19 protein-coding genes are annotated in these 23445 nt (G+C 37.3%); 4 read left to right on the top strand and 15 right to left on the bottom strand.

The window, feature by feature from the left end:
• Positions 1-97 precede the first annotated feature (97 nt).
• From polA to CGC47_RS04430, 13 genes are all read right to left on the bottom strand, one after another.
• Positions 98-2854, bottom strand: coding sequence for a DNA polymerase I (gene polA, locus CGC47_RS04370; RefSeq protein WP_042001566.1), 2757 nt, complete (start codon positions 2852-2854; stop codon positions 98-100).
• Positions 2855-3002: 148 nt separating this feature from the next.
• Positions 3003-3479 carry an S-ribosylhomocysteine lyase gene (locus tag CGC47_RS04375; RefSeq protein WP_042001564.1) on the bottom strand — a complete coding sequence of 159 codons (477 nt, stop codon included), beginning with the start codon at positions 3477-3479 and terminating at the stop codon, positions 3003-3005.
• Between the two features lie 21 nt (positions 3480-3500).
• Positions 3501-4946 (bottom strand): tRNA (N6-isopentenyl adenosine(37)-C2)-methylthiotransferase MiaB, encoded by a 1446-nt coding sequence (gene miaB / locus CGC47_RS04380; protein WP_042001561.1) that lies wholly within the window; start codon positions 4944-4946, stop codon positions 3501-3503.
• Positions 4947-5008: 62 nt separating this feature from the next.
• Positions 5009-6043, bottom strand: a complete 1035-nt coding sequence (locus CGC47_RS04385) for a sensor histidine kinase (protein WP_095900039.1) — start codon at positions 6041-6043, stop codon at positions 5009-5011.
• Complete coding sequence (locus tag CGC47_RS04390) at positions 6043-6726, bottom strand: response regulator transcription factor (protein WP_013997830.1); 684 nt, start codon at positions 6724-6726, stop codon at positions 6043-6045. The genes CGC47_RS04385 and CGC47_RS04390 overlap by 1 nt, the downstream gene beginning before the upstream one ends.
• A gap of 187 nt (positions 6727-6913) precedes the next feature.
• Positions 6914-7891, bottom strand: a complete 978-nt coding sequence (dusB, locus tag CGC47_RS04395) for a tRNA dihydrouridine synthase DusB (RefSeq protein WP_095900040.1) — start codon at positions 7889-7891, stop codon at positions 6914-6916.
• 149 nt (positions 7892-8040) lie between these two features.
• On the bottom strand, positions 8041-8946 hold the full coding sequence (locus tag CGC47_RS04400) for a TIGR01777 family oxidoreductase (RefSeq protein ID WP_042001669.1): 906 nt from the start codon (positions 8944-8946) through the stop codon (positions 8041-8043).
• Positions 8947-8954: 8 nt separating this feature from the next.
• Positions 8955-9659 carry a 4-hydroxy-tetrahydrodipicolinate reductase gene (gene dapB / locus CGC47_RS04405; protein WP_042001558.1) on the bottom strand — a complete coding sequence of 235 codons (705 nt, stop codon included), beginning with the start codon at positions 9657-9659 and terminating at the stop codon, positions 8955-8957.
• A 25-nt stretch (positions 9660-9684) separates the two neighbouring features.
• Positions 9685-10278 (bottom strand): DUF5683 domain-containing protein, encoded by a 594-nt coding sequence (locus tag CGC47_RS04410; protein WP_172458712.1) that lies wholly within the window; start codon positions 10276-10278, stop codon positions 9685-9687.
• On the bottom strand, positions 10271-11176 hold the full coding sequence (locus CGC47_RS04415) for a ParB/RepB/Spo0J family partition protein (RefSeq protein WP_044729859.1): 906 nt from the start codon (positions 11174-11176) through the stop codon (positions 10271-10273). The genes CGC47_RS04410 and CGC47_RS04415 overlap by 8 nt, the downstream gene beginning before the upstream one ends.
• A gap of 9 nt (positions 11177-11185) precedes the next feature.
• On the bottom strand, positions 11186-11953 hold the full coding sequence (locus CGC47_RS04420; protein WP_013997836.1) for a ParA family protein: 768 nt from the start codon (positions 11951-11953) through the stop codon (positions 11186-11188).
• A 95-nt stretch (positions 11954-12048) separates the two neighbouring features.
• Complete coding sequence (locus CGC47_RS04425) at positions 12049-12927, bottom strand: SDR family oxidoreductase (protein WP_042001554.1); 879 nt, start codon at positions 12925-12927, stop codon at positions 12049-12051.
• Between the two features lie 19 nt (positions 12928-12946).
• Positions 12947-13264, bottom strand: a complete 318-nt coding sequence (locus tag CGC47_RS04430; RefSeq protein ID WP_042001551.1) for a YbaB/EbfC family nucleoid-associated protein — start codon at positions 13262-13264, stop codon at positions 12947-12949.
• A gap of 194 nt (positions 13265-13458) precedes the next feature.
• Here CGC47_RS04430 and lpxK point away from each other — a divergent pair, with 194 nt between their 5' ends.
• From lpxK to CGC47_RS04450, 4 genes are all read left to right on the top strand, one after another.
• On the top strand, positions 13459-14475 hold the full coding sequence (gene lpxK / locus CGC47_RS04435; protein WP_042001548.1) for a tetraacyldisaccharide 4'-kinase: 1017 nt from the start codon (positions 13459-13461) through the stop codon (positions 14473-14475).
• Positions 14476-14557: 82 nt separating this feature from the next.
• A complete protein-coding gene (locus CGC47_RS04440) occupies positions 14558-16705 on the top strand; it encodes a S9 family peptidase (protein ID WP_042001546.1) in 2148 nt (715 codons plus the stop codon).
• A gap of 54 nt (positions 16706-16759) precedes the next feature.
• Entirely contained in the window at positions 16760-17233 is a 474-nt protein-coding gene (locus CGC47_RS04445; RefSeq protein ID WP_013997841.1) for a regulatory protein RecX, read from the top strand.
• Positions 17234-17266: 33 nt separating this feature from the next.
• Complete coding sequence (locus tag CGC47_RS04450; protein ID WP_013997842.1) at positions 17267-18031, top strand: exodeoxyribonuclease III; 765 nt, start codon at positions 17267-17269, stop codon at positions 18029-18031.
• Between the two features lie 321 nt (positions 18032-18352).
• Here CGC47_RS04450 and CGC47_RS04455 read toward each other — a convergent pair whose 3' ends face one another.
• A complete protein-coding gene (locus CGC47_RS04455) occupies positions 18353-20452 on the bottom strand; it encodes a M3 family metallopeptidase (protein ID WP_095900041.1) in 2100 nt (699 codons plus the stop codon).
• Positions 20453-20642: 190 nt separating this feature from the next.
• Entirely contained in the window at positions 20643-23354 is a 2712-nt protein-coding gene (locus CGC47_RS04460) for a M60 family metallopeptidase (protein ID WP_232779692.1), read from the bottom strand.
• Positions 23355-23445: the final 91 nt, after the last annotated feature.

Raw genomic sequence — 23445 nt, forward strand, 5'->3', positions numbered from 1 at the left:
AGACAACCCAAATAAACGAACTCACGTTTGACAATTTTGGCACACCTACCCTATTTCAAACTTTTCAATCTTTTAATTTTTTTAGATTTTTCAAATCTTAATGCGCTTCAAGCCAGTTGTCTCCTTCTCCCAAATCAACTACCAATGGAACAGTCAGTGAATAGGCATTTTCCATTTCGGATTGGATTGCTTTCTTTACGGCTTCAAGTTCTGATTTTGGCACATCGAATACCAACTCGTCGTGTACTTGCAATAACATTTTGGTTTGGAAATTTTCTTTTTCTAATCGATTTTGAATTCGAATCATTGCAATTTTGATAATATCGGCGGCACTGCCTTGAATGGGTGCGTTAACCGCATTACGCTCGGCAGCACTGCGAACCACTTGGTTTTTCGAATGAATATCAGGCAGATAACGTCTTCTACCTAAAATGGTTTCTACATAGCCGTGTTCTTGTGCAAAGGCAATTTGTTTGTTTATATACCCCCTAAGGTTAGGATAGGTCGCATAATAGGTATCTATCAGTTGTTTGCTCTCTGAGCGAGAAAGTTCGGTTTGATTACTTAACCCAAAGGCAGATACGCCATAAATGATACCAAAGTTGACCGTTTTGGCGTGGCTACGTTGCTCACGGGTCACCTCACTGATAGGAACGCCAAACACTTGAGAAGCCGTAGCACGGTGGATGTCTTCTCCTTGATTAAATGCCTTTATCATATTGGGTTCTTGGCTAAGTGAGGCAATGATACGCAATTCAATTTGTGAATAGTCGGCGGCTAATAATACGTGATTTTCATCTCGTGCTACAAAGGCTTTACGTATTTGTTGCCCTCGTGGGGTACGAATAGGGATATTTTGTAAATTGGGGTTATTGCTACTGAGCCTTCCAGTGGCAGCAACCGTTTGCATATAAGTGGTATGTACCCGACCTGTTTTAGGGTTTACCTCCAAAGGAAGTGCATCTACATAAGTACTTTTAAGTTTCTGTAGCTGACGCCATTCCAGAATTTGAGCAACAATAGGGTGATGCTCAGCAAAATCGGAGAGTATTGCCTCAGAGGTAGCATATTGCCCCGTTTTTGTCTTTTTAGGTTTATCCGCAATTTTAAGCTTTTCAAACAAGATATCGCCCAATTGTTTTGGGGAAGCCAAATTGAATGTTTCTCCAGCTAAGGCAAAAATAGCGTCTTCTAATGTAGAGATGTCTTCATCTAAAGTAACGGAAAGTGTTTTTAAAAAATCGGTATTCAGAGCTATACCTTCCAATTCCATCTTAGCCAACACTCGTATAAGAGGCGCTTCCAAATCAGTATACAAACTAGCGGTATGGGTTTGTTGTAGTTTTTCTCGGAAAAGGTCTTTGAGTTGCCAAGTGATATCGGCATCTTCCACAGCATATTCTTTTTGGTCTTCCAGCGCCACCCAACGCATAGACAGCTGCCCACTTCCTTTCTTACCGATAAGATTTTCAATAGGAATGGGCGAATAATTCAAATAGGTTTGGGAAAGCACATCCATATTATGGCGCATATCAGGATTGATTAGATAATGAGCTACCATTGTGTCAAACAAATTGCCTTTTACTTCAATGCCGTAATTGGCAAGCACCTTGATATCGTATTTCAAATTTTGCCCCACTTTGGTAATCTGCTCATTTTCAAAGAAGATTTTAAACTCTTGTAATATTTCTTGAGTTTGGGCAGGATTTTCAGGCAGAGGCAAATAATACCCTTTCCCTTGATGCCACGAAAAAGCAATGCCGACTAGTTCGGCTTGTAGGCTATCCAAATCGGTGGTTTCGGTATCGAAACAAACTTCAGATTGGCTTAACAAGTTCTGTAATAATATTTTCCGAGCTATGGGAGTATCTACCAACTGATAAAAATGGGGCGTGTTTTGAATGTTTTTGCGCTCCGATAAAGATTCTCCTTCAAATAAATCCGTTTGAATGGCTTGGGTTTGCTCTGTAGCATTTTGATAGGTTTTAATCAGATTTTGAAGTAATTGCCTAAACTCCAAGTCCTCAAAAATTTTGGTTACCTGCTCCATATCGGGTTTTGAGATCTCAAAATCACGCTCATTAAATTCCACAGGAACATCTAAAATAATACGTGCCAATTTTTTAGAAAGTATGCCTAATTCAGCATTGTTTTCAATATTCTCACGAAGTTTACCTTTGAGTTTATGAGTATTAGACAGCAGGTTTTCCAAACTTCCGAAATCTGCCAAAAGCTTTTTTGCTGTTTTTTCTCCAACCCCCGGAAGCCCAGGAATATTGTCGGCAGTATCGCCCATCATTCCTAAAAAATCAATAACCTGCTCAGGGGTTTGCACTCCAAACTTTTCTTGGACTTCGGGCACTCCCCAAATTTCTGCATCATTTCCCGAACGTGAAGGACGATACATAAAAATATTTTCGGATACCAATTGAGCGAAATCTTTATCTGGAGTAACCATATATACCAAATAGCCTTGTTTTTCGGCTTTTTTTGCCAAAGTTCCGATAATATCATCCGCCTCAAATCCTTCCTTTACCAAAATAGGAATGTGCAAGGCTTGTAAAATTTCCCAAATATACGGAATGGCAAGGCGAATAGCTTCGGGGGTTTCTTCCCGATGAGCTTTGTATGCCTGAAACATTTCGGTACGCTCAACACTGCCTCCTTTATCGAATGCTACAGCCAAATGATCGGGGCGTTCTTTTTTGATAACCTCCAATAACGAATTCATAAATCCGAGAATGGCAGAGGTATTTAGCCCTTTTGAATTGATTCTCGGATTTTTGATAAAAGCATAATATCCTCTGAAAATCAAAGCGTAGGCATCTAATAAAAAAAGTCGTTTCTTTTGCATTGGGCTAATTTTAGGCTTGTTAAACCACAAAAATATGAAAAGTAAACGATTTTAGATTTGACCCTAAGCACAAAAACAAAAAAAATCCTGAAAAATTTCTTTCAGTGATGAAAATTTTTCAGGATTTCTTGATATCATTAGGTAAACACTATTTAGGATAAACCAAATTTTCTTCTTTCAAGTGGTAAAGCACTTCTTCCAAATACTTTTTGGCTTCATATTTTGCCATTGGCAAATTGTTGTTATAAAAATTTCCGCATTCTAAAGCTGACGCACCAGGTATTTCACCTTCAAAATCAGCCATATATTTGAATAAATCTGTAATCAACGGAACAATATCCTTTGAAGAATAATCCCCAGCCAAAATCAAATAATTTCCTGTTTGGCAACCCATTGGTCCCCAATAGATGATTTTGTCTTTCCAAGAGCTATTTCGAAGCCAAGTGGCTGCTAAATGTTCAATCGTGTGAATTTCGGCAGCTCCTAAAACAGGCTCACGATAAGGCAATTTCATACGAATATCGAATGAAGTAAGCACTTCATTTCCAACATAATCTTTACGAGAAACATAAATTCCTCGCTTCATTTTCAGGTGGTCAATACAAAAACTGGCTATTTTCTCCATACAAATATGATTTTCAAAAGATTAGTTCATATCGCTATACCCGATAGCTTTTCCGATAAGGGTGGTTGAGGTACAACTTTCTATTTTAACGTTCACAAAATCACCTACTTTGTAATGTTCCTTCGGAAATACTACTACGGTGTTTTGCGTGTTTCGTCCCATCCATTGGGTGTCTGATTTTTTAGAGTTTCCTTCGATAAGCACTTCGCAAATCTGTCCGACTTTCTCTTGTGTGCGAAGTAAGCTGTGTTTTTGCTGTAAATCAATAATTTCAGAAAGACGACGTTTCTTAACTTCCTCAGGAACATCATCTTCTATCTTACGTGCAGCAAGTGTTCCTGGTCGTTCTGAATAGGCAAACATAAATCCGAAGTCGTATTTTACGTATTCCATCAGCGAAAGCGTATCTTGGTGGTCGGCTTCAGTTTCTGTGGGAAATCCAGCAATCATATCTTGTGAAATAGCACATTCAGGAATGCGTTTTCGGATATTATCAATCAATGTGAAATACTCTTCTCTTGTATGTAATCGGTTCATTGCCTTTAAGATACGATTGCTTCCGCTTTGTACAGGCAAGTGAATATATTTGCAAATATTGTGATGTTTTGCCATCGTGTCAATCACATCAAGAGTCATATCTTGTGGATTAGATGTGGAAAAACGGATACGCATCTTTGGGTAAGCAATTGCCACCATATCAAGTAGTTTTGCGAAATTTACAGCAGTGGCTTTCTGCATTTCACTGGCTTTATCGAAATCTTTTTTCAGTCCGCCACCATACCAAAGATAGCTGTCCACATTCTGACCCAAAAGCGTGATTTCCTTAAAGCCTCTTTCTTCTAAATCCTTGATTTCATTTAAGATAGAAAAAGGGTCGCGACTGCGTTCGCGTCCGCGTGTAAAAGGAACAATACAAAACGTACACATATTGTCGCAACCGCGTGTAATGGAAACAAAGGCAGTTACTCCATTGCTATTGAGGCGAATAGGAGAAATGTCAGCATAGGTTTCATCTTTGGAAAGAATTACGTTTACGGCTTCGCGTCCGCCTTCTACTTCTTGCAAAAGATTGGGTAAATCTTTGTAAGCGTCAGGTCCTACCACCATATCTACGATTTTTTCTTCTTCCAGAAAAGCGTGTTTTAGGCGTTCAGCCATACAGCCCAACACTCCTACTTTCATTGCAGGACGATTTCTTTTGATGGCATTGAATTGTTCCAATCGCTTACGAATGGTTTGTTCGGCTTTTTCGCGAATGGAACACGTATTTACTAAAACTAAATCGGCTTCTTCGAGCGTTTGTGTGGTGTTGTATCCTTGCTCGGAGAGAATGGAGGCTACAATTTCGCTATCTGAAAAATTCATCTGACAGCCGTAACTTTCTATATATAATTTTTTGTGATTGTTCGTATTTTCTTTCAAAACAAGACTTTGTCCTTGCTTTGATTCGTCAATAACTTTTTCCATAGTGTTGATTTTCTTGAGGGGCAAAGATATGTAAAATAATTAAAACGTAAGAAATTTGATTTTTAATCGGTTTTTATGAGGGTAAAAGAAAATTCAGAACCTACGCCTAATACACTTTCTACATAAATTTTTTGTCGGTGGGCTTCCAAAATGTGTTTTACAATGGATAAACCTAAGCCTGAACCGCCCTGCTTTCGATTTCCACTTTTATCCACTCGATAAAACCGCTCAAAAAGGCGCTTAAGGTGTTCTTTAGCAATGCCTTCACCATTGTCGGTAATACGTATAATAACCCTTCCTGAAGGAGCGTCTTCCAATGCAATTTCAGTAGTTCCGTTATCTTTTCCGTATTTGATGGAGTTAATTACTAAATTGGCAATCACTTGCTGAACCCGTTCTTTGTCGGCATACACATAAATAGCAGGATAATGATTATCAAAAGTTAGCGTTATTTGGCGTTTTGAGGCTTGTATTTCAAGCATATCAAAAACATTTTGAATAACTTCCACAATATCAAACCGCTCGAAATCCAGATGCAATTCGCCTGCTTCCAGTTTTGAAATCATTTCCAAATCCTTAACCACATAAATGAGGCGTTCTACACCTTTAGCAGCTCGTAATAAGTACTTTTTACGAACCGTTTTATTTTCAATAGTACCATCTAAAAGCGTGAGGATATAGCTCTGTACCGTAAAAAGAGGGGTATTTAACTCGTGCGAAATATTACCGATATATTCCTTACGATAATCTTCACGTATTTTTAAGGATTCGATTTCTACCTTTTTATCGTGTGCAAATCGGCTAATTTCCTCGCTTAGCGCACGAATATCGGTAGTGATGGTTCTGTTTTCAAAATCGGTGTTTTGTAACAGAGCCACATCATTGTAAATCTTTTTGATGCGTTTGTATATGAATTTTTCCACCCGATATTGAAGCACAAAAAAAGAAAAACCAAAGGTAAGCAATGCAAAAAAAATCAACCACCAAATGTTAGGCGAAAAATAGAAAAAAGCAATCATTAAAAGGGTAGTACCTATAGTAATGAGAGTCGCTGATTTTAAGGCAAATCGGTAGGATTTTTTTAATCTTCGAGCCATTAGTGGACAAATTTATACCCCACCCCTTTGATGGTTACAAAATAATCATCGCCTATCTTTTCTCGAAGTTTACGAATGTGCACATCTATGGTTCGTCCGCCAACCACTACTTCACTTCCCCAAACGGCATCTAAAATATCTTCTCTTTTGAAAACTTTGCCAGGGCGAGAAGCCAACAATGCCAATAGTTCAAATTCCTTTCGTGGAAGTACCATTTCTTCTCCTTTTAGCGTGATTTTATACTCCTCTCGGTCGATGGTCAATTCCCCAAAAGAGGTTATTACAGCGGGGTCACTTTCGTCTTTAAACCTACGCAACAAGGCTTTTACCTTACTAACCAATACTTTGGGTTTTATAGGTTTAGTAATGTAATCATCGGCTCCAGCTTCAAAACCAGCCAACAGCGAATAATCTTCACCCCGAGCCGTTAAAAAAGCAATAACCGTATGGGAAAGCTCAGGTATTTTACGGATACGTTCACAGGCTTCAATACCATCCATTTCGGGCATCATTACATCCATAATGATCAATTGAGGCAGTTCTTTTTCGGCTTTTTTCACTGCTTCTAATCCGTTTTTTGCCTTAATGATTTGATAACCCTCTTCCATTAGGTTATAGCCCACAATCTCAAGGATATCGGGCTCATCATCTGCCAAGAGAATTTTAATGTGCTTTTTTTTCATACCCTTACGGTTTGTAGGCAAATATAATGATTCTGTAGAAATATGAAAAAAAATGACGATTAAACACCTTAAAAAATTAAGATTTTTTCACAAAGAAATTTTGTTTCTCAGGCAATAGAAAAAAGGAATTAGAGATTAGAAATTGCTACTTGTTACTTGGTTCTTTATCCTTTTTACTTTATCCTTTTTACTTAAACTCCTGAACCACCTGCTCCATCACTTCCAAAATTTCAGCGACGTGGTTAAGTGTTACTATTTTTTGACGGTATTCTTTAAAATTAGGGATTCCTTTAAAATAATTGGTGTAATGACGGCGCATTTCTAAAACGCCTTGACGTTCTCCTTTCCATTCTACTGACCAAATCAGGTGATTACGTGCTGCTTGAACCCTATCGGATATTGTGGGAGAGGGCAGTTTTTCACCTGTTTTAAAAAAATGTTTGATTTCGTTGAAAATCCAAGGATAGCCTATGGCAGCTCTGCCTATCATAATACCATCTACCCCGTATTTTTGGCGATATTCCAAAGCTTTTTCAGGAGAATCAATATCTCCATTGCCAAAAATAGGAATGTGAATTCGAGGATTTTCCTTAATTCGAGCAATATGCGACCAGTCTGAATGTCCTTTGTAAAGTTGAGCACGAGTACGCGCGTGTATAGAAAGTGCTTTAATCCCCACATCTTGCAGACGTTCAGCCACTTCATCAATATTTATGGAGTTTTCATCCCAACCCAAACGAGTTTTCACCGTTACGGGAAGATGAGTACTATTTACCACTGCTTTGGTAAGACGAACCATCAAGTCAATGTCTTTTAAAACTCCTGCTCCTGCTCCTTTACAGACTACTTTTTTTACAGGACAACCAAAATTGATATCTAACAAATCTGGATTGACCGTTTCTACAATTTTTGCTGAAAGCGCCATTGCCTCCTCGTCTCCTCCGAAAATTTGTATGCCCACTGGACGTTCGTAGTCGAAAATATCTAATTTTTGTTTACTCTTAATGGCATTGCGTATCAATCCCTCCGAAGAAATAAATTCGCTGTATAGCATATCTGCTCCGTGAATTTTACAAAGTCTGCGAAAGGGAGGGTCGCTTACATCTTCCATCGGAGCTAACAATAACGGAAATTCCCCCAAATCAAGATTGCCTATTTTTGCCATATTTGTGTTTTTGCAAATGAGGGCGCAAGTTAGCAATTAAACCCCAACCTATCAAATCGAAAAAAAGTTGTTTTGTAAAAAGTATGATGAGATATTTTTTCAGGAGTGAATCAAAGTTATGCCACAGAAAAATAAGCGTTTTTAAATTCTTATTTTTCAGATAACTCTTTTTTTAAGGCATCAGAAAGGTACGGATACTTAAAACGAAACCCTTTTTGTTGTATCTTTTGACTATCCACACGACTTCCTTCCAAAACTAATACCGACATTTCGCCTAAAACCAATCGCAAAATGAAAGCAGGTAAATCAGGAAGTATATTTTTACGATTCAATTGCTCAGACAAGATGTGATTAAACTCTCTATGGGTTACGTGTGAAGGGGCTACTGCGTTATAAATCCCTTCTAATTGAGAAGTTTTCAGACCATAGATAATCATTTCAGTTAAATCATCAATGGCTATCCAAGGTAGGTATTGCTTCCCACTACCAATCACAGGATTTAATCGGTATCGAGCAAGAGGCAATATTTTGTTTAGCATACCGCCTTGTTTATCAATAATTACCCCAAAGCGAAAAATGACCACACGTTGAGTAATCGCTCTAAAATCAAAAGCTACTTTTTCCCAAGCTTGACAAACTTGACTTAAAAAGTCATCTCCGGCTGGGTCATTTTCTTTGTATATGGTTGATGTTGTTTTTGTTCCATAGTACCCAACGGCTGAAGCACTTATGAAGGTTTTTAAAACAAGATGATTTTCTATAAAAGCTTTTAAAAGAAGCTTCGCCGAGTTTACCCTACTACTTAATATACTTTTCTTTCGAGCCTTAGTCCATCGTTTTTCGCCAATGGAAGTCCCTGCCAAATGAATCACGTGGTTTACCCCAAACAGACTCTTGGGGTCAATATATTCATTTTCAATATCCCAACGGTATTCATTTTCTCTTTTCGGAGAACGGCTTAAAAAACGAACTTGGTAGTTAAAAGAAAGACTTTTTTCTAACTTTTTGGCTAACATTCCGTTAGCTCCAGTAATTAGTATGATTTCTTTTTCCATTTTTTGGCTTATTGATTGCCCCAAAGCACGTCTTTCATTGAAAAAACACCTCTTTTACCCAAAATCCATTCAGCAGCCAATACCGCACCAAGGGCAAATCCCTCACGTGAATGCGCTGTATGCTTTATATCAATAGTGTCAATGATGCTTTTATAGCTTACAGTATGTGTACCAGGAGTGTTTCCGATGCGCAGTGCTGAAATATTGATTTTATCCCCTTTACTTTCACTTAATTGCCACCCTATTTTTTTACCATAAGCTATAATATCTTCTGCTAAAGTAATAGCTGTACCGCTGGGAGCATCTAACTTCTGAGTATGATGAATTTCTTCAATGGAAACATCATATTCTTCTAATTTTGCCATCATTTGTGCCAACACCTTATTTAGCTCAAAAAAAAGGTTAACCCCAATGCTAAAGTTCGATGCATACAGAAAAGCCGTTTGATATTGATGGCACAACGCAGTAGCTTGGGGATAATGCTTTAACCAACCCGTGGTTCCTGCCACTGTTGGAATCTGATGTGTTAAAGCATTGGAAATATTTTTAAACGCACTCTCAGGAGTGCTAAATTCAATAGCTACTTGTGCCTGACCAATATCATAGCTTTGAGTTTCTTTATCTACAATAAGTACAATTTCGTGCCCTCGTTTAAGAGCTATTTGTTCAATGGTTTTTCCCATTTTTCCGTATCCGAGTAAGGCTATTTTCATCGGTTGGAGATGTTTTGATTAAAATTTAGAAGCGGATTTGCAAACTGAGCCCATACTGCACACCCGAAGTGATATCATCGGTGCTTAGAAAAGGTTCCAAAGTGATGTTTTCATCAACATTGAATTGCTTCAAATGCGCATCAACATTAGCATCTACAATATTAAGCGCATAGAAGCCTACTAAAAACAATAAGGAAAGTTCTTTGTTACGACGATAAAATTGCTGAGCACGGCGTAAGCCATCGGTGCTTAGACGAGGTTGTCCATCACCTCGATCACCAAAAAATTCATCATCGGTAAAGCCTGCTACTCTTCTTTTGTAAGCCGTTTGATAACGATCAAACTCTTTACTATTTCTCATATAGAAATAGACGGTAGTACCAAGGGCTCCGTACACCAAAGGTACTTTCCAATAACTTTTGTTATAGATTTGCCCCAGCCCAGGAAAAATAGCCGAGTAAAAGGCAGCTCGTGCTGGAGACAGTGGGTCGGTATTCCAAGTGATTTGTTTTTGCACATCGGTAACCTTTACCTGCAAACTATCAGCTACTTTTTTATTTTGAGCCAGAGAAGTTTGCAGACATAGGAAACCTATTATGAAAACAAAATACTTAATCATTTTTCTTAAATAATTGTTGAATGCGGTTAAAATCATCCTCCGAAGAGAAAGGAATTACCAACGAACCCTTGCCATTTTTGCTCAATTTGATAGTAACCTTTGTACCTAAAAATTGGTTCAAGCTTTCAACTGCTTCTTGAACATAAGCTGGAGTGTTGCTAACCACACGTGATTTGGGCACTTCTATTTGCGGATTTTGTAATTTTCGCACCAACTCTTCGGTATCACGAACCGATAGGTTATCGCTGATGATTTTATGATAGATATCCGCTTGTTGGTCAGGGTTTTCAATATTGATAATGGCTCGTCCGTGCCCCATAGTGATAAAACCGTCGCGAATTCCGGTTTGTATAATCGGGCTAAGTTTCAAAAGACGTAAGTAATTGGTAATGGTAGAGCGTTTTTTCCCAACACGTTCACTCATTTGCTCTTGGGTGAGCTTAACCTCATCAATGAGGCGTTGATAAGAAAGCGCAATTTCAATAGGATCCAAATCTTGTCGTTGGATATTTTCCACCAACGCCATTTCAAGAGATTCTTGGTCGTTAGCAATGCGAATGTAAGCTGGAATGGTTTCTAACCCCAACAACTTTGAGGCACGAAAACGACGTTCACCCGAAACCAATTGATATTTATTAAAATCAATTTTACGCACCGTAATGGGCTGTATTACTCCCAATTCTTTAATGGACGAGGCTAACTCTTGTAAGGCCTCTTCATTGAAACTGGTTCGGGGTTGAAACGGGTTGACTTCAATAGTACTTAGTTCCAACTCCACAATATGTCCAACTACTTTATCGGCGTTTTTATCGGTTGCTGTTTTTATGTCGTTTTCGGGGTCTTTCAGTAGTGCAGATAGTCCTCTCCCCAATCCTTGTCTTTTTATTGCTTTTGCCATTTACCTTGTTTAAACTTTGTTTTTTTCTAAGATTTCTTGAGCCAAATTGATGTAATTGGTAGCTCCTTTGCTAGTAGCATCATAATTGATAATGGTTTCTCCGAAACTTGGAGCTTCACTTAGCCTCACGTTACGTTGAATAATCGTTTTAAATACCATATCACTAAAATGCTTTTGCACCTCCTCTACTACTTGGTTAGAAAGACGCAAACGAGCATCATACATTGTAAGTAATAGCCCTTCAATATCCAAATTCGGGTTGTGTACTTTTTGAACACTCTTAATGGTATTGAGCAATTTACCCAATCCTTCCAAAGCGAAGTATTCACATTGAATCGGAACGATTACTGAATCGGCTGCTGTTAAAGCGTTTAATGTGATAAGCCCAAGTGAAGGTGCGCAGTCAATCAGAATATAATCATACTCTTCTTTTACCGAAGCCAAAGCTTTTTTGAGCATATACTCGCGCTCTTCCTTGTCTACCAATTCAATTTCAATAGCGACCAAGTCAATGTGAGCAGCTATCAAATCAAGGTTAGGCGAATCCGTTTTAATAATCATATCACGAATATCCATAGCGTGCTCCAATAGCTCATAAGTACCGTGTTCTACGGACTCAATATCAATCCCTAACCCCGAAGTAGCATTTGCCTGTGGGTCAGCATCAATCAGTAATACTTTTTTTTCCAAAACTCCTAGAGATGCCGCCAAATTTACCGATGTGGTCGTTTTGCCAACGCCTCCTTTTTGATTTGCAACTGCAATAATTTTGCCCATAGTTTGTGTGTATTTACAAAAGTGTAAAAGTAGTAATTATTTTTTATTTTTTGGTAATATTAAATCTTAAAAGTTGTCGGAAATATGGTTTGGGGTTACACTTTATTTTCAGAAGAACTGTCACCCAATCGCTCCCAAATTTGAGGGGGAATATTTTCCATAGCATTGAATTGCCCAGCACCTTGAAGCCACGCTCCACCATCGATAGTGATAACTTCTCCGTTTAAAAAAGAGGCATAATCCGAAATCATAAAAGCTGTCAAGTCACATAATTCCTGATGTGTAGCCATACGCCTAAGCGGAATTTTTTCCGTAGCATCAAACTTTTCACTTAACTCTTTCGGTATAAACTGCCTCAAAGCATCTTCTGAAGAAAAAGCCCCAAGTGCAATGGCGTTGGAGCGTATGCCATATTTCGCCCATTCTACGGCTAAACTACGTGTCATTGCCAAAACTCCTGCTTTTGCCATAGCACTGGCAGTGACATAGGCTGAACCAGTTAAGGCATAAGTACTTATCATATTGAGCACCGAAGCATTCGTTTGTTTGCTATTTATCCAATGTTTACCAAAAGCCAATGTACAGTTTTTACTTCCTTTCAAAGTGGTATCGATAATATTATCAAAAGTAGAAAAACACAGCTTTTCGGTAGGGAAAAAGATATTTGTTGCGGCATTATTAACCAAAACATCTACTTTCCCTAATTTTTCGATGCTTTTTTTGAGCATCACTTCCACTTGGTGGTAATCACGAATATCACAAGCCAAGGGTAAACAGTGACCATCGGTCTCTTTAGTAAGCTGAGCCGCAACAATGTACAATTTCTTGAAATTACGAGAAGTGATAACCACCGAGGCACCCAATTTGAGAAAATAACGACTCATAGACAACCCCAATCCGTCACCACCGGCGGTAACCACAATGGTTTTGCCTTTCAAGGTTTCTTTTTGGAGCATTCCTGCTGAGGGTATCATCTTACTTTGTTTTAAGGATTTACAGGTTTAATCTAGGTATGTTAGGCATTCCTTCCTTAGCTACAGCTGCTAACTCTTGTTCGTTGATTTGTGTAGCTTTGGCAATGGCTTTATTAAGCGTAAGTATCAAATAATCTTCTAATTGCTCTTTATCAGAAAGTAATTCTGGGGCAATTTCAATTGATTTTATCTCTCGATTTGCTGATATAGAAACCTTAATACTTCCATCGGTGGTGGTTTCATCAACAAATACGTGGTTCAATCGCTTTTTAGTATCTTCTATTTTTTGCTGGGTTTCTTTAAGTTTCCCCATCATTCCCATAATATCTCCAAACATTGCTTCTTAATTATTTTTAGTCGGACAAAGGTACGAAAAAAACAATCTGAATAAAAATCTGAAGTTGTAAGTTTTTGATGTAAAAGCAAATATTTGTTTTTTAGGTTTTTAAACAATAAGACAAGAAAACAACTTACCAAATGCTCAATTTGCCACCAAAACCTCTACCTTTGCAACAATTCAACAACTAAAAAATGGTAAGAATTATTCGATACTTGCTACTGCCTTTCGCCGTTTTGTACGGAATTTTAGTACGTACGCGTCATTTTTTATATGACAGCGGTTGGTTGGTTTCTAAAACCTTTGAAACCCCTACAATATGCGTAGGCAATTTAAGCGTAGGCGGAACGGGAAAAACCCCAATGATTGAATATCTGATTCGTTTTTTGAAGAATGATTTTACCATTGGAGTGCTTAGTCGTGGGTACAAGCGCAAGACCAAAGGATTTGTACTTGCTAATGAAAAGACAACCGTTGCCGATGTAGGCGATGAACCTCTTCAGTTTTGGACCAAATATCCTGAAATTATTCTAGCCGTAGATGCCAATCGTAGTCAAGGTATTACAGCATTAGAAGCCTTACCCAATGCCCCTGAAGTAATTTTACTTGACGACGCCTTCCAACACCGAAAAGTAAAAGCAACTTGTAATGTACTACTAACCGCTTATCCCGATTTATTTACCGATGATTGGCTACTACCCACAGGAAATCTGCGCGATGTAGCCTCTCGAGCTGCCTTAGCTGATGTTATCGTAGTTACCAAATGCCCCAATGTTTTGCCAGAGGAACAACAGCAAACCCTTACCCGTAAACTTCGCAAACGAGATGGTCAACCTGTGTTTTTTGCTAAAATAAATTACGCAAAATCCGTTTTATCTCAAACAGAAGTCATTACGCTAGAGTCATTTTTACAAAAATCTTTTGTATTAGTTACAGGCATTGCCAAAGCCCAACCTTTAGTTGATTTTTTAAAATCACAAAAAGGGAATTTTAAGCATATTGCATTTCCCGACCATCATAATTTCACAACGGAAGAGTTACGTAAATTAAGCCAACATTCTCGAATTTTAACCACCGAAAAGGATTATATGCGATTGAAAGAGCATTTGCCTGAACTCTTTTATCTTCCTATAGAAATGGGTTTTCTAAATATGAAACAGCAAAATGAGTTTGAGCGTATTATCCGTTCAAAAATTAGAAAAAAAGATTAAATTTTCTGAACCTTTTTTGTAAGGTCTGTAATTTTCTTATATTTTTGCTTTGATTAAAAATCGTTCAAATCATTATTAGTTTATGAAAAAATATATTTTCTTTTTGTTTTTCACGGCTTTACAAATAGCTTTTGCTCAGGAAAGAAAACTAACCATTCCAGAGAGTGTAATCGGATTTACCTCTGAAGGTAGTTTGTACCCTAAAACCTTTTACAATCTGCAAAGGGTGGAGGGCACCGACCATTTCGCGTACCGTTCCAATGACGGAATCATTTTCATTTCAGCAGAAACGGGAAAGGAAGTCAAGCGAGTTGGCAATGAGCTTCAAGGAGTATATCATTTAACACATATCCCTTGGATAAATTACATTGATGCCAATCGTATGGTTTTTGAAATAGACCATTCCTTTAAAATCTATGACTACAACACAAATAAGCCCTTAGTTTCCATAACTTTACCCAAAGAAGCAACCCATAAGGATTTTAACGAGAAGCAAAATAGAGTTGCTTATACCATAGACAATAATTTGTATATTGCTGATGAGCGTTCCGAAAAAATTGTAGTTACACAGCATACCAATGCTAATATTGTTGCAGGACAAGCCATACATCGTAGTGAATTCGGAATCAAGAAAGGAACTTTCTGGAGCCCAAAAGGCAATCTATTAGCGTTTTACCAAAAAGATGAAACTCACGTTACCGATTATCCGCTAGTGGATATTACTTCCGTTCCTGCAAGTTCCAAACTCATAAAATACCCAATGGCTGGTCAGAAAAGCGAACGTGCCTCTGTAGGAATTTATAATATTGATACTCAGAAGTTGGTTTATTTAGATATTGACACTTCGGATGAGCATTATTTAACGAACCTTTCGTGGACACCCGATGAAAAATATGTACTAATTGCTGAAATAAATCGTGAACAAAATCAGTATTGGCTTAACCGATATGACGTTGCTACTGGAAAGAAAGTCAATACTTTATTTGAAGAAAAAAACGACAAATGGGTAGAGCCAGAACACCAAGCCGTTTTTTTACCCAATTCCAACACGGAATTTCTTTGGATGAGTGAGCGTAACGGCTTTATGAATTTGTATCATTATAATTTAAACGGAAAACTTATAAAGCAAATAACTAATTTCAAATGGGTAGTTGATGAAATTCTAGGCTTTGACGCTACAAGTAAGCACGTTTTTATCTCGGGTACTGGTAATGATGCTCGGCAAAATCATACTTTTAAAATCAATATTAAGAATCCAAAAAAAATAACGGCTTTAACCACCGTACCTGGAACACACAAAACACATTTGAGCTGGAATGGAAAATATCTTTTGGATACATATAGTAGTGTAACCATTCCGCAAGTCATTGAAATCATTCAAACAGAAACACAACAGAAGAAAACAATATTAAAATCGGAAAATCCGTTAGAAAAATACGCTGTTGGAACTACCGAATTGATAGAATTGAAAGCCAACGACGGCACTCCTTTATACGCAAAAATGCACAAACCCAAAGACTTTGATCCCTCTAAAATATATCCCGTACTGGTTTATGTTTATGGGGGACCACACGCACAATTAGTAACTAATTCGTGGTTGGCAGGTTCTTATTTGTGGATGCCTGTTTTTGCTCATAACCAGAAGTATATCGTCTTTACCTTAGACAATCGCGGAAGTGCCAACCGAGGTTTTGCCTTCGAGAGTGGAATTCATCGACAATTAGGCGAATTGGAAATGGAAGACCAATTAACAGGAATAAATTACCTCAAAACATTGCCCTATGTAGATTCTGGGCAAATAGCAGTACACGGTTGGAGTTTTGGTGGTTTTATGGCTTCGAGCCTAATGCTAAGACATCCGGGGGTGTTTAGCACAGCAGTTGCAGGAGGCGCTGTTACTGATTGGACATTTTACGAGGTAATGTATGGCGAACGTTATATGGATACCCCACAAAGTAACCCCAATGGATATGAAAAAAGTCGTATTTCCAATTATGTGAATAATCTGAAAGGAAAAATTCTTTTTATTCACGGTAGTGTGGACGATGTGGTAGTTCCGCAACACGTTTTAACTTTGATGAGAACATCAGTAAGTCAAAAGCAATTTTTTGATTTCTTTTTATATCCAATGCACGCTCATAATGTTTCAGGTTACGACCACGTGAATTTGGTGCAACGTATTTTAGATTATATAGTAGAACATAATGTAAATAAGAAATACTGGAAGTAATATAAAAATACGATTCAACCTCCTATTTATCTGTTTTATATAACACAAAACAAATTGCAAGGCGTAAAAACATATACAATTGAAGAGGCTAAACGCAAACTTGAAGCCTTTTGTGCCTATCAAGAACGCTACCATAAAGAGGTGGTTGCCAAGCTTCGACAAATGCGTATGATTCCATTGGCTATTGATACCATAGTTGTGCATTTGATAGAAAACGGATTTTTAAACGAGGAACGTTTCGCTAAAAGTTTTGCACGGGGCAAATTCCGATATAAAAACTGGGGAAAGAATCGTATTAAACAAGAGTTACGTTTTCGCGAAATTTCTACTTACAACATCAAAATAGCTTTACAAGAAATTGATTATGATGAATATGTAGCTACTTTCCACAAATTGGCAGAAAAAAAATATGCTGAAATTTCTGAAAAAAACAAACTTAAAGCTAAGAAAAAGCTAACGGATTATTTATTGTACCGAGGATGGGAATCCAACTGGGTGTACGAGAAAGTTAGCGAACTTTTTGACTGATTTAAAACCGATTATGATTTAGCAAAAAAGAAAATGAAAATTATATCTTATAACGTAAATGGCATACGTGCGGCAATGAATAAAGGGCTTATTGAGTGGCTAAAAGCTGCAAACCCCGACGTACTTTGTCTGCAAGAAATAAAGGCTCTTGAAGACCAAATTGATACACTTCCTTTTGAGCAGTTAGGCTATAAATATCGGTATTGGCATAGCGCTCAAAAAAAAGGGTATAGCGGTGTTGCCATTCTCTCAAAAATTCCTCCGAAGCACGTAGAGGTTGGCAGTGGTATTGATTATATGGATAGTGAAGGGCGTATTTTACGTGCTGATTTTGAAGGCTTTTCTGTAATGAGTTTGTATCTTCCTTCAGGAACGAACATCAATCGCTTGGAGCATAAACTGACCTTTATGGCGGATTTTCAAAAATATATTGATAAGCTCAAAGAAACACATCCGAACTTGATAATCTGTGGAGATTACAACATCTGTCATCAAGCCATTGATATTCACGACCCTGTGCGTAATGCCAACGTTTCTGGATTTTTACCCGTAGAAAGACAATGGATTGACGCCTTTATGAAAAGCGGTTTTATTGATAGTTTCAGACATTTCAACAAAGAACCGCATCATTACTCGTGGTGGAGTTATCGTGCCAATGCCCGAAATAACAACAAGGGCTGGCGTATTGACTATAATTTAGTGGCTCAACCTTTGGAAAGTCGCCTAAAAAGAGCCCTCATACTCCCCGAAGCCAAACATAGCGACCATTGCCCCATATTGGTTGAAATTGAAGAATAAAGAAACAAAAGACGGGTACAAGGTAAAGGATAAAGTTAAAAGGATAAAGGATAAAAAAAAAAGGGGATGGGATAAAAGGAGGTAAAGAAATACAATGAGACCTTATATGTCAGAAGTAGTAACACAATCGTAAACTTATCAAATAAGGATTGAAAAGTTTACAAATGAATTGGAATAGAAAAAGCACGGCTAAAATGCCGTGCTTTTGTACTTATATATCTGTGACAACAAAATCCTCAAAAAATGTACATTTCATTTTGATTTTTGGTATATTTGGTTTTACTGATTATACATTTTATCCACCAATGGTATTCAATTTTATTACTTCAAGCCTCGTGCTTTTAGCATTGGCTCAATAGCTGGAGCTTTTCCACGAAAATCACGATACATTTTTTCATAATCCATTGTATTTCCACGAGAAAGCACCATATCTCTTAAGCGTTGTCCATTAGCGCGGGTCATACCTCCATTTTCTAAAAACCATTGAAAAGCATCGTGATGTAACATTTCTGTCCATTGATACGAATAATATCCAGCACCATAATTACCACCAAAAATATGTGCAAAATAGGTAGAACGATAACGAGGTGGTACTTGTTCAAGCCAAAGATTGGTGTCTTTTAAGGCTTGTTTTTCAAAGGCATTTACCTGGTCAATAGGAGTGTCAGCCGATAGCGTATGCCATTGCAAATCTAAGTTAGCCGCGGCAAGTACCTCGGTAAAGCTATAACCTTGATTAAAAGTCGCAGCTTTTTTAATCTTATCAATCAAGGTTTGTGGAATCACTTCACCTGTTTTGTAATGAATAGCATAATTTTTTAAAACCTCAGGATAGAGCGCCCAATTTTCATTAACTTGTGAGGGAAATTCTACAAAATCACGTGCCACTGCTGTACCTGATAATGACGGATACATTTGATTGGCAAAAAATCCGTGCAGGGCGTGACCAAACTCGTGAAATAAGGTTTCTACCTCGTCATAAGTTAAAAGTGCAGGAGCTCCTTGCGCTGGTTTAGGATAATTACAAACGTTATAAATCACAGGTTTTGTACCAAGTAGCTTTGATTGCCCTACGAAGTTACTCATCCAAGCTCCTCCACGCTTACTTTCTCGTGCAAAGAAATCACCATAAAAAAGCCCCAATGGTGTTCCATCTTCTTCAAACAGTTCATACACCAAAACATCAGGATGATACACAGGAATATCCGTACGTTGTTTATAAGTAACTCCATAGAGTTTTTCCATCGCGAAAAAAACTCCTTTTTCTAAAACATTTTTAAGTTCGAAATAAGGTTTTATTTCGTTTTCATCCAAATCAAATTTGGCACGACGCACTTGTTCTGCATAAAAATTCCAATCGTAAGGCTCAAGAATAAAAGCATCTTTTAGGGATATCATTTTTTGAATTTCTTGAGCTTCTTCTTTAGCTTTTGCAGTGGCAGCTGGAATCAAATCTTTAAAAAAATTATGAATGTTTTGAGGTGTTTTAACCATTGTTTTCTGCAAAGCCCACTCAGCATAGTTATCAAACCCAAGTAATTTTGCTTTTTGAGCCCGTAAACGCACTATTTTTTTGATAGTTTCGTGGGTGCTATTTTTTCCAACATCAGCCCGATTCCAAGCCGCATCAAAAAGTTGCTTTCGCGTAGCTCTGTTTTTAAGTTGTGCCAAATAAGGTTGTTGGGTAGTGTTCAGAATGGCTACCTTCCAAGTACCTTTATCCGTTTTTATGGCGGTAAGTTGGTCGGCGGTAAGTCCTTCAAGCGCTTTTTCATCGGTAAAAAACTGTGCCGAAGCATTATTTGCATCCAACAAAGTTTGGTTGAATTCGGTTTGCAAAGCAGCTATCTCTGCATTATAGGTTTTAAGTGTTTTCTTGTCCTGATCTGACAGATTTGCACCAGCAATAACAAATTCTTCGTAATAATATTCCAATAATTTTAAAGATTCGGCATCTAAATCAAGCGATTGACGCTCGTTGTAAACCGATTTTACGCGCTCAAAAAGTGCTTCATTGAGGTAAATTGCATCAGAATGTGCAGCAAATTGAGGAGCTAATTCTCTCTGGATATTTTTGATCGTGTCATTGGTATGTGCCCCAGCCAAAGCAAAAAACACACGTGAAGCCCTGCCAAGCTCAACACCACTTTCTTCCAGAGCAACAATAGTATTTTCAAAAGTTGGCTTTTGAGTACTTTCGGTAATTGATTTTACCCGCAAGGTTTGTAATTCCATTCCTTTTAGCAAAGCAGGACGGTAATCAGCATCTGTGAATTTTGTAAAATCAGGAGCAAAATACGGTAACGTACTTTGTTGCAAAAGCGGATTTTCTGGCATAATTTCAGGGGTTGTTTTGCTTTGTTTACACGCCACTACAGCCAAAACAAAAGCAGAGGTTATTAAAAAAGTACTTTTCTTCATAAAATAAAATCTGTTTTATAGTTATACAAATTACTGAAATCTTGTAGCTTACACTATCTAACTCAATACGGCGAAGATACCGATTATTTGATAATCTTCCAAAAAATAAAAGAGCTATAATTTTAAAAAACAATCCGTTTTGAATCGCTTCAAAACGGATTATTGTCTTAATTGTGTTAGATTTTACTTTCTAAAACGTAACTTGAGTTCTCTCTCCATTATATGCTATGGCATATATTACTATATCATTAGTTACATTTTGTTTAATATTAAATGAATTTTTGTTGGAAACAAATATTAACTCATTTGCCTTGTACACTTCATAAGCTACAACATTTTGATACCCTGAAGTAGTAATTTGGCTACCATTTTTGGAGGCACTTCCTTTTACCACACTAGCCTTATTTTTGAAGTACATCCAATTCGTATCACAGATGTATTCAATTCTATCGGTAAGGGTGGTATAACCAGCTCCGCTGATTTGTTGTTTTATGTCATTTGCATAGTTTGAAGTGACTACAACACGTCTTGTTCCATAATCATCAACTTCCTTATCAATAGGAGTATAGAATCCCCATTTTTCAAAGAAAGGTATCAAATTAGTTTGTGTCAAATCAGAAACTGTTTTTGTAAAATCTACTTGATATTCACCATCATTTATCGTTGATTTTTGCTGAACAGCTCGGATTTTATCATATAATTTCACTGAAAACTCAGGATCGTCTTTTACCTTAGAGAAATACAAATTCAATTGCCAGAAAGGTACTAGCTGACAGAACACATCTGCCTTATTTTGATTATTATTAGCTATATCAGCGTGAGCCCTTTTGAGCACTATTCCTAAATTATAAGCCTTTTCATACCGATTGTTGTAACCTCCTTCTCCTTGCATCGATTCTCTTTCCAATCGGGTAGGAATTCCCCAAGCCGTTTGAATGTTCATCGAATTCATATTAACAGTACACTCTGTCATTCCTTTCCACATAAACACGGGAGCTACTTGGTGTGCGTGTCCGATTTCGTGAGCGGGTCCCCAAACATCTGTTTTTGTTTTATCGGAAGCAGCTCCCATTTTATCAGGATTACATAAAGTTGCCATAGTGGTTGCATTATAGGAGGTTCTATATGCCGTACAATACATAAATCCTTTATACATCACCTGAAAATATGACCTATTAGGCAACTCTTTACCTCTTTCTTTGGTAAGCCCAGCAAATTGATGAGTCTGTTCTACTAGCTTATCAAATTGTTCGATAAGCGCTCTACCTCTTGAGCCCGTGTGCGTCTTGTAACTCTCAACAGGGAAACAAATATGTGATTTTTCGCCAATTACATCAAAATATTTATTGGTTGCAGCATTAATCAAACGATTCCAATCGGCATCATTATGTTTGGTCTTATCGAAATACCCATTGACTTTACCTGTAGCGAAATGTACCTTAATTTGAGGTGCTACTTGATAATCCTCGGTTTGATATTGTAGGTAGATAAGTCCTCCCTTACCTGTTTTAAATTTATTTACTCCTTCATATAAAGGATGATACGAGGCATTACCAAAACCATCTCCTCCAGGTAAGTCCAAATTTTGAATTTTAATTTGTATTTGACGACCGTTAGTAGGACCTACAAAAACAACTAGCTCTTCACCTTCCTGCACAGCTATTCCTGTTGGATTATCTAAATTGCTATACGAATACTGCATACGATACCTTTCTCTGTACACATCTGGATTAGGCCAAGCTCTATAATTCTGAATACGGAATTCTGAAGGATACTGCCCCAATTTCATATATTGAGCTATATTTTTATAAAACGGATTTGAAATATTTTGAATTTGCTCATCAGTTACGTTAGGTTTTAATTCAGAGCAAGTAATATCAGTAAAGATAGAGGTCGGATCAAAACTTCCTGTACTTTTTTTGTAGAATTCCATTTCAGCTGCTGCTGCGAAACCTTGCCCATCACCATAGCCTGATTTGATAATCAACTTAAAAGATTTTGCTTTGGTTATTGGGCTAAATTCTACTCGTGTTACTTTTCCATTTCCCTTAAAATCAAAATCTTTCAACTTAATGTAGCTTGGATTAGCCTCTGTAGCTACTTGAATCTCAACTTGTTTAAAATGCCCATTATAGCCCTCAGTACGAGGGTAATACATCATATAATCAACATCTTGTGGAGTTTCAAAGAAATATTCAATAATTATCGGAAAATAATTTGCTTCACCATTTGACCAATTGGAATGATAAATGGTAGCCATATCCCCATCAAAAGAGTTTTCTATTGGAGTACCATTTTGATGAGATGTAGCTGTACCACGATGAATTTTAAGCTTTATATCACTCTCAATACTTGAAGCATCATCGTTTCCATACTCTCCTTTTTGAGATATTTGAAGTTCCTTACTTATTACAGGATTTATACCTTTTGATTGGAATGTAATAAAACCGTTTCTATTACTTTGTGTATTGTTTTCAGAAATACTGAAAACATATTTTACAACTCCATCACTTAAAATTTCTTTAGATTTTTCTTTAATCCAATCAGGGAGCACAGTTTCGTAACTCACATTAGCTGTAACTGTTAGCTGAATTTCTTGTGAAAATTTCTCAATTTTAAAAGATTGATTATCAAAAGTGATGTCAGGGGCAACCCCAATTTGAGTCACCTGAACCTCCTTTGATAGCCCCCCTCCTTCTACTAAAAACTTAAAACTACGTGTAGTGCCTTTATTTTCAAGAACACTCAAATTGATATTATGCCCTTCTCTTTTTATTGTAAGCCAATCTATCGGAGAAGCATTAATTTTCCAATTATCAATATTTGTCTTAACAGGCAAAACCTTAGAGCCACTTTCTTTTTGAAAATTTACATTTTCAACATTTAAAAAAGGTTCTTCCATTTCCTTTTTGCAATTTATTGTAACTAAAGCAAACAAAACGAAGAACATCAAAATTGTAAATATATTTTTTTTCATGGAGAATATAATAAAA

It is taken from the genome of Capnocytophaga canimorsus (assembly GCF_002302565.1).
Classification (GTDB): domain Bacteria; phylum Bacteroidota; class Bacteroidia; order Flavobacteriales; family Flavobacteriaceae; genus Capnocytophaga; species Capnocytophaga canimorsus.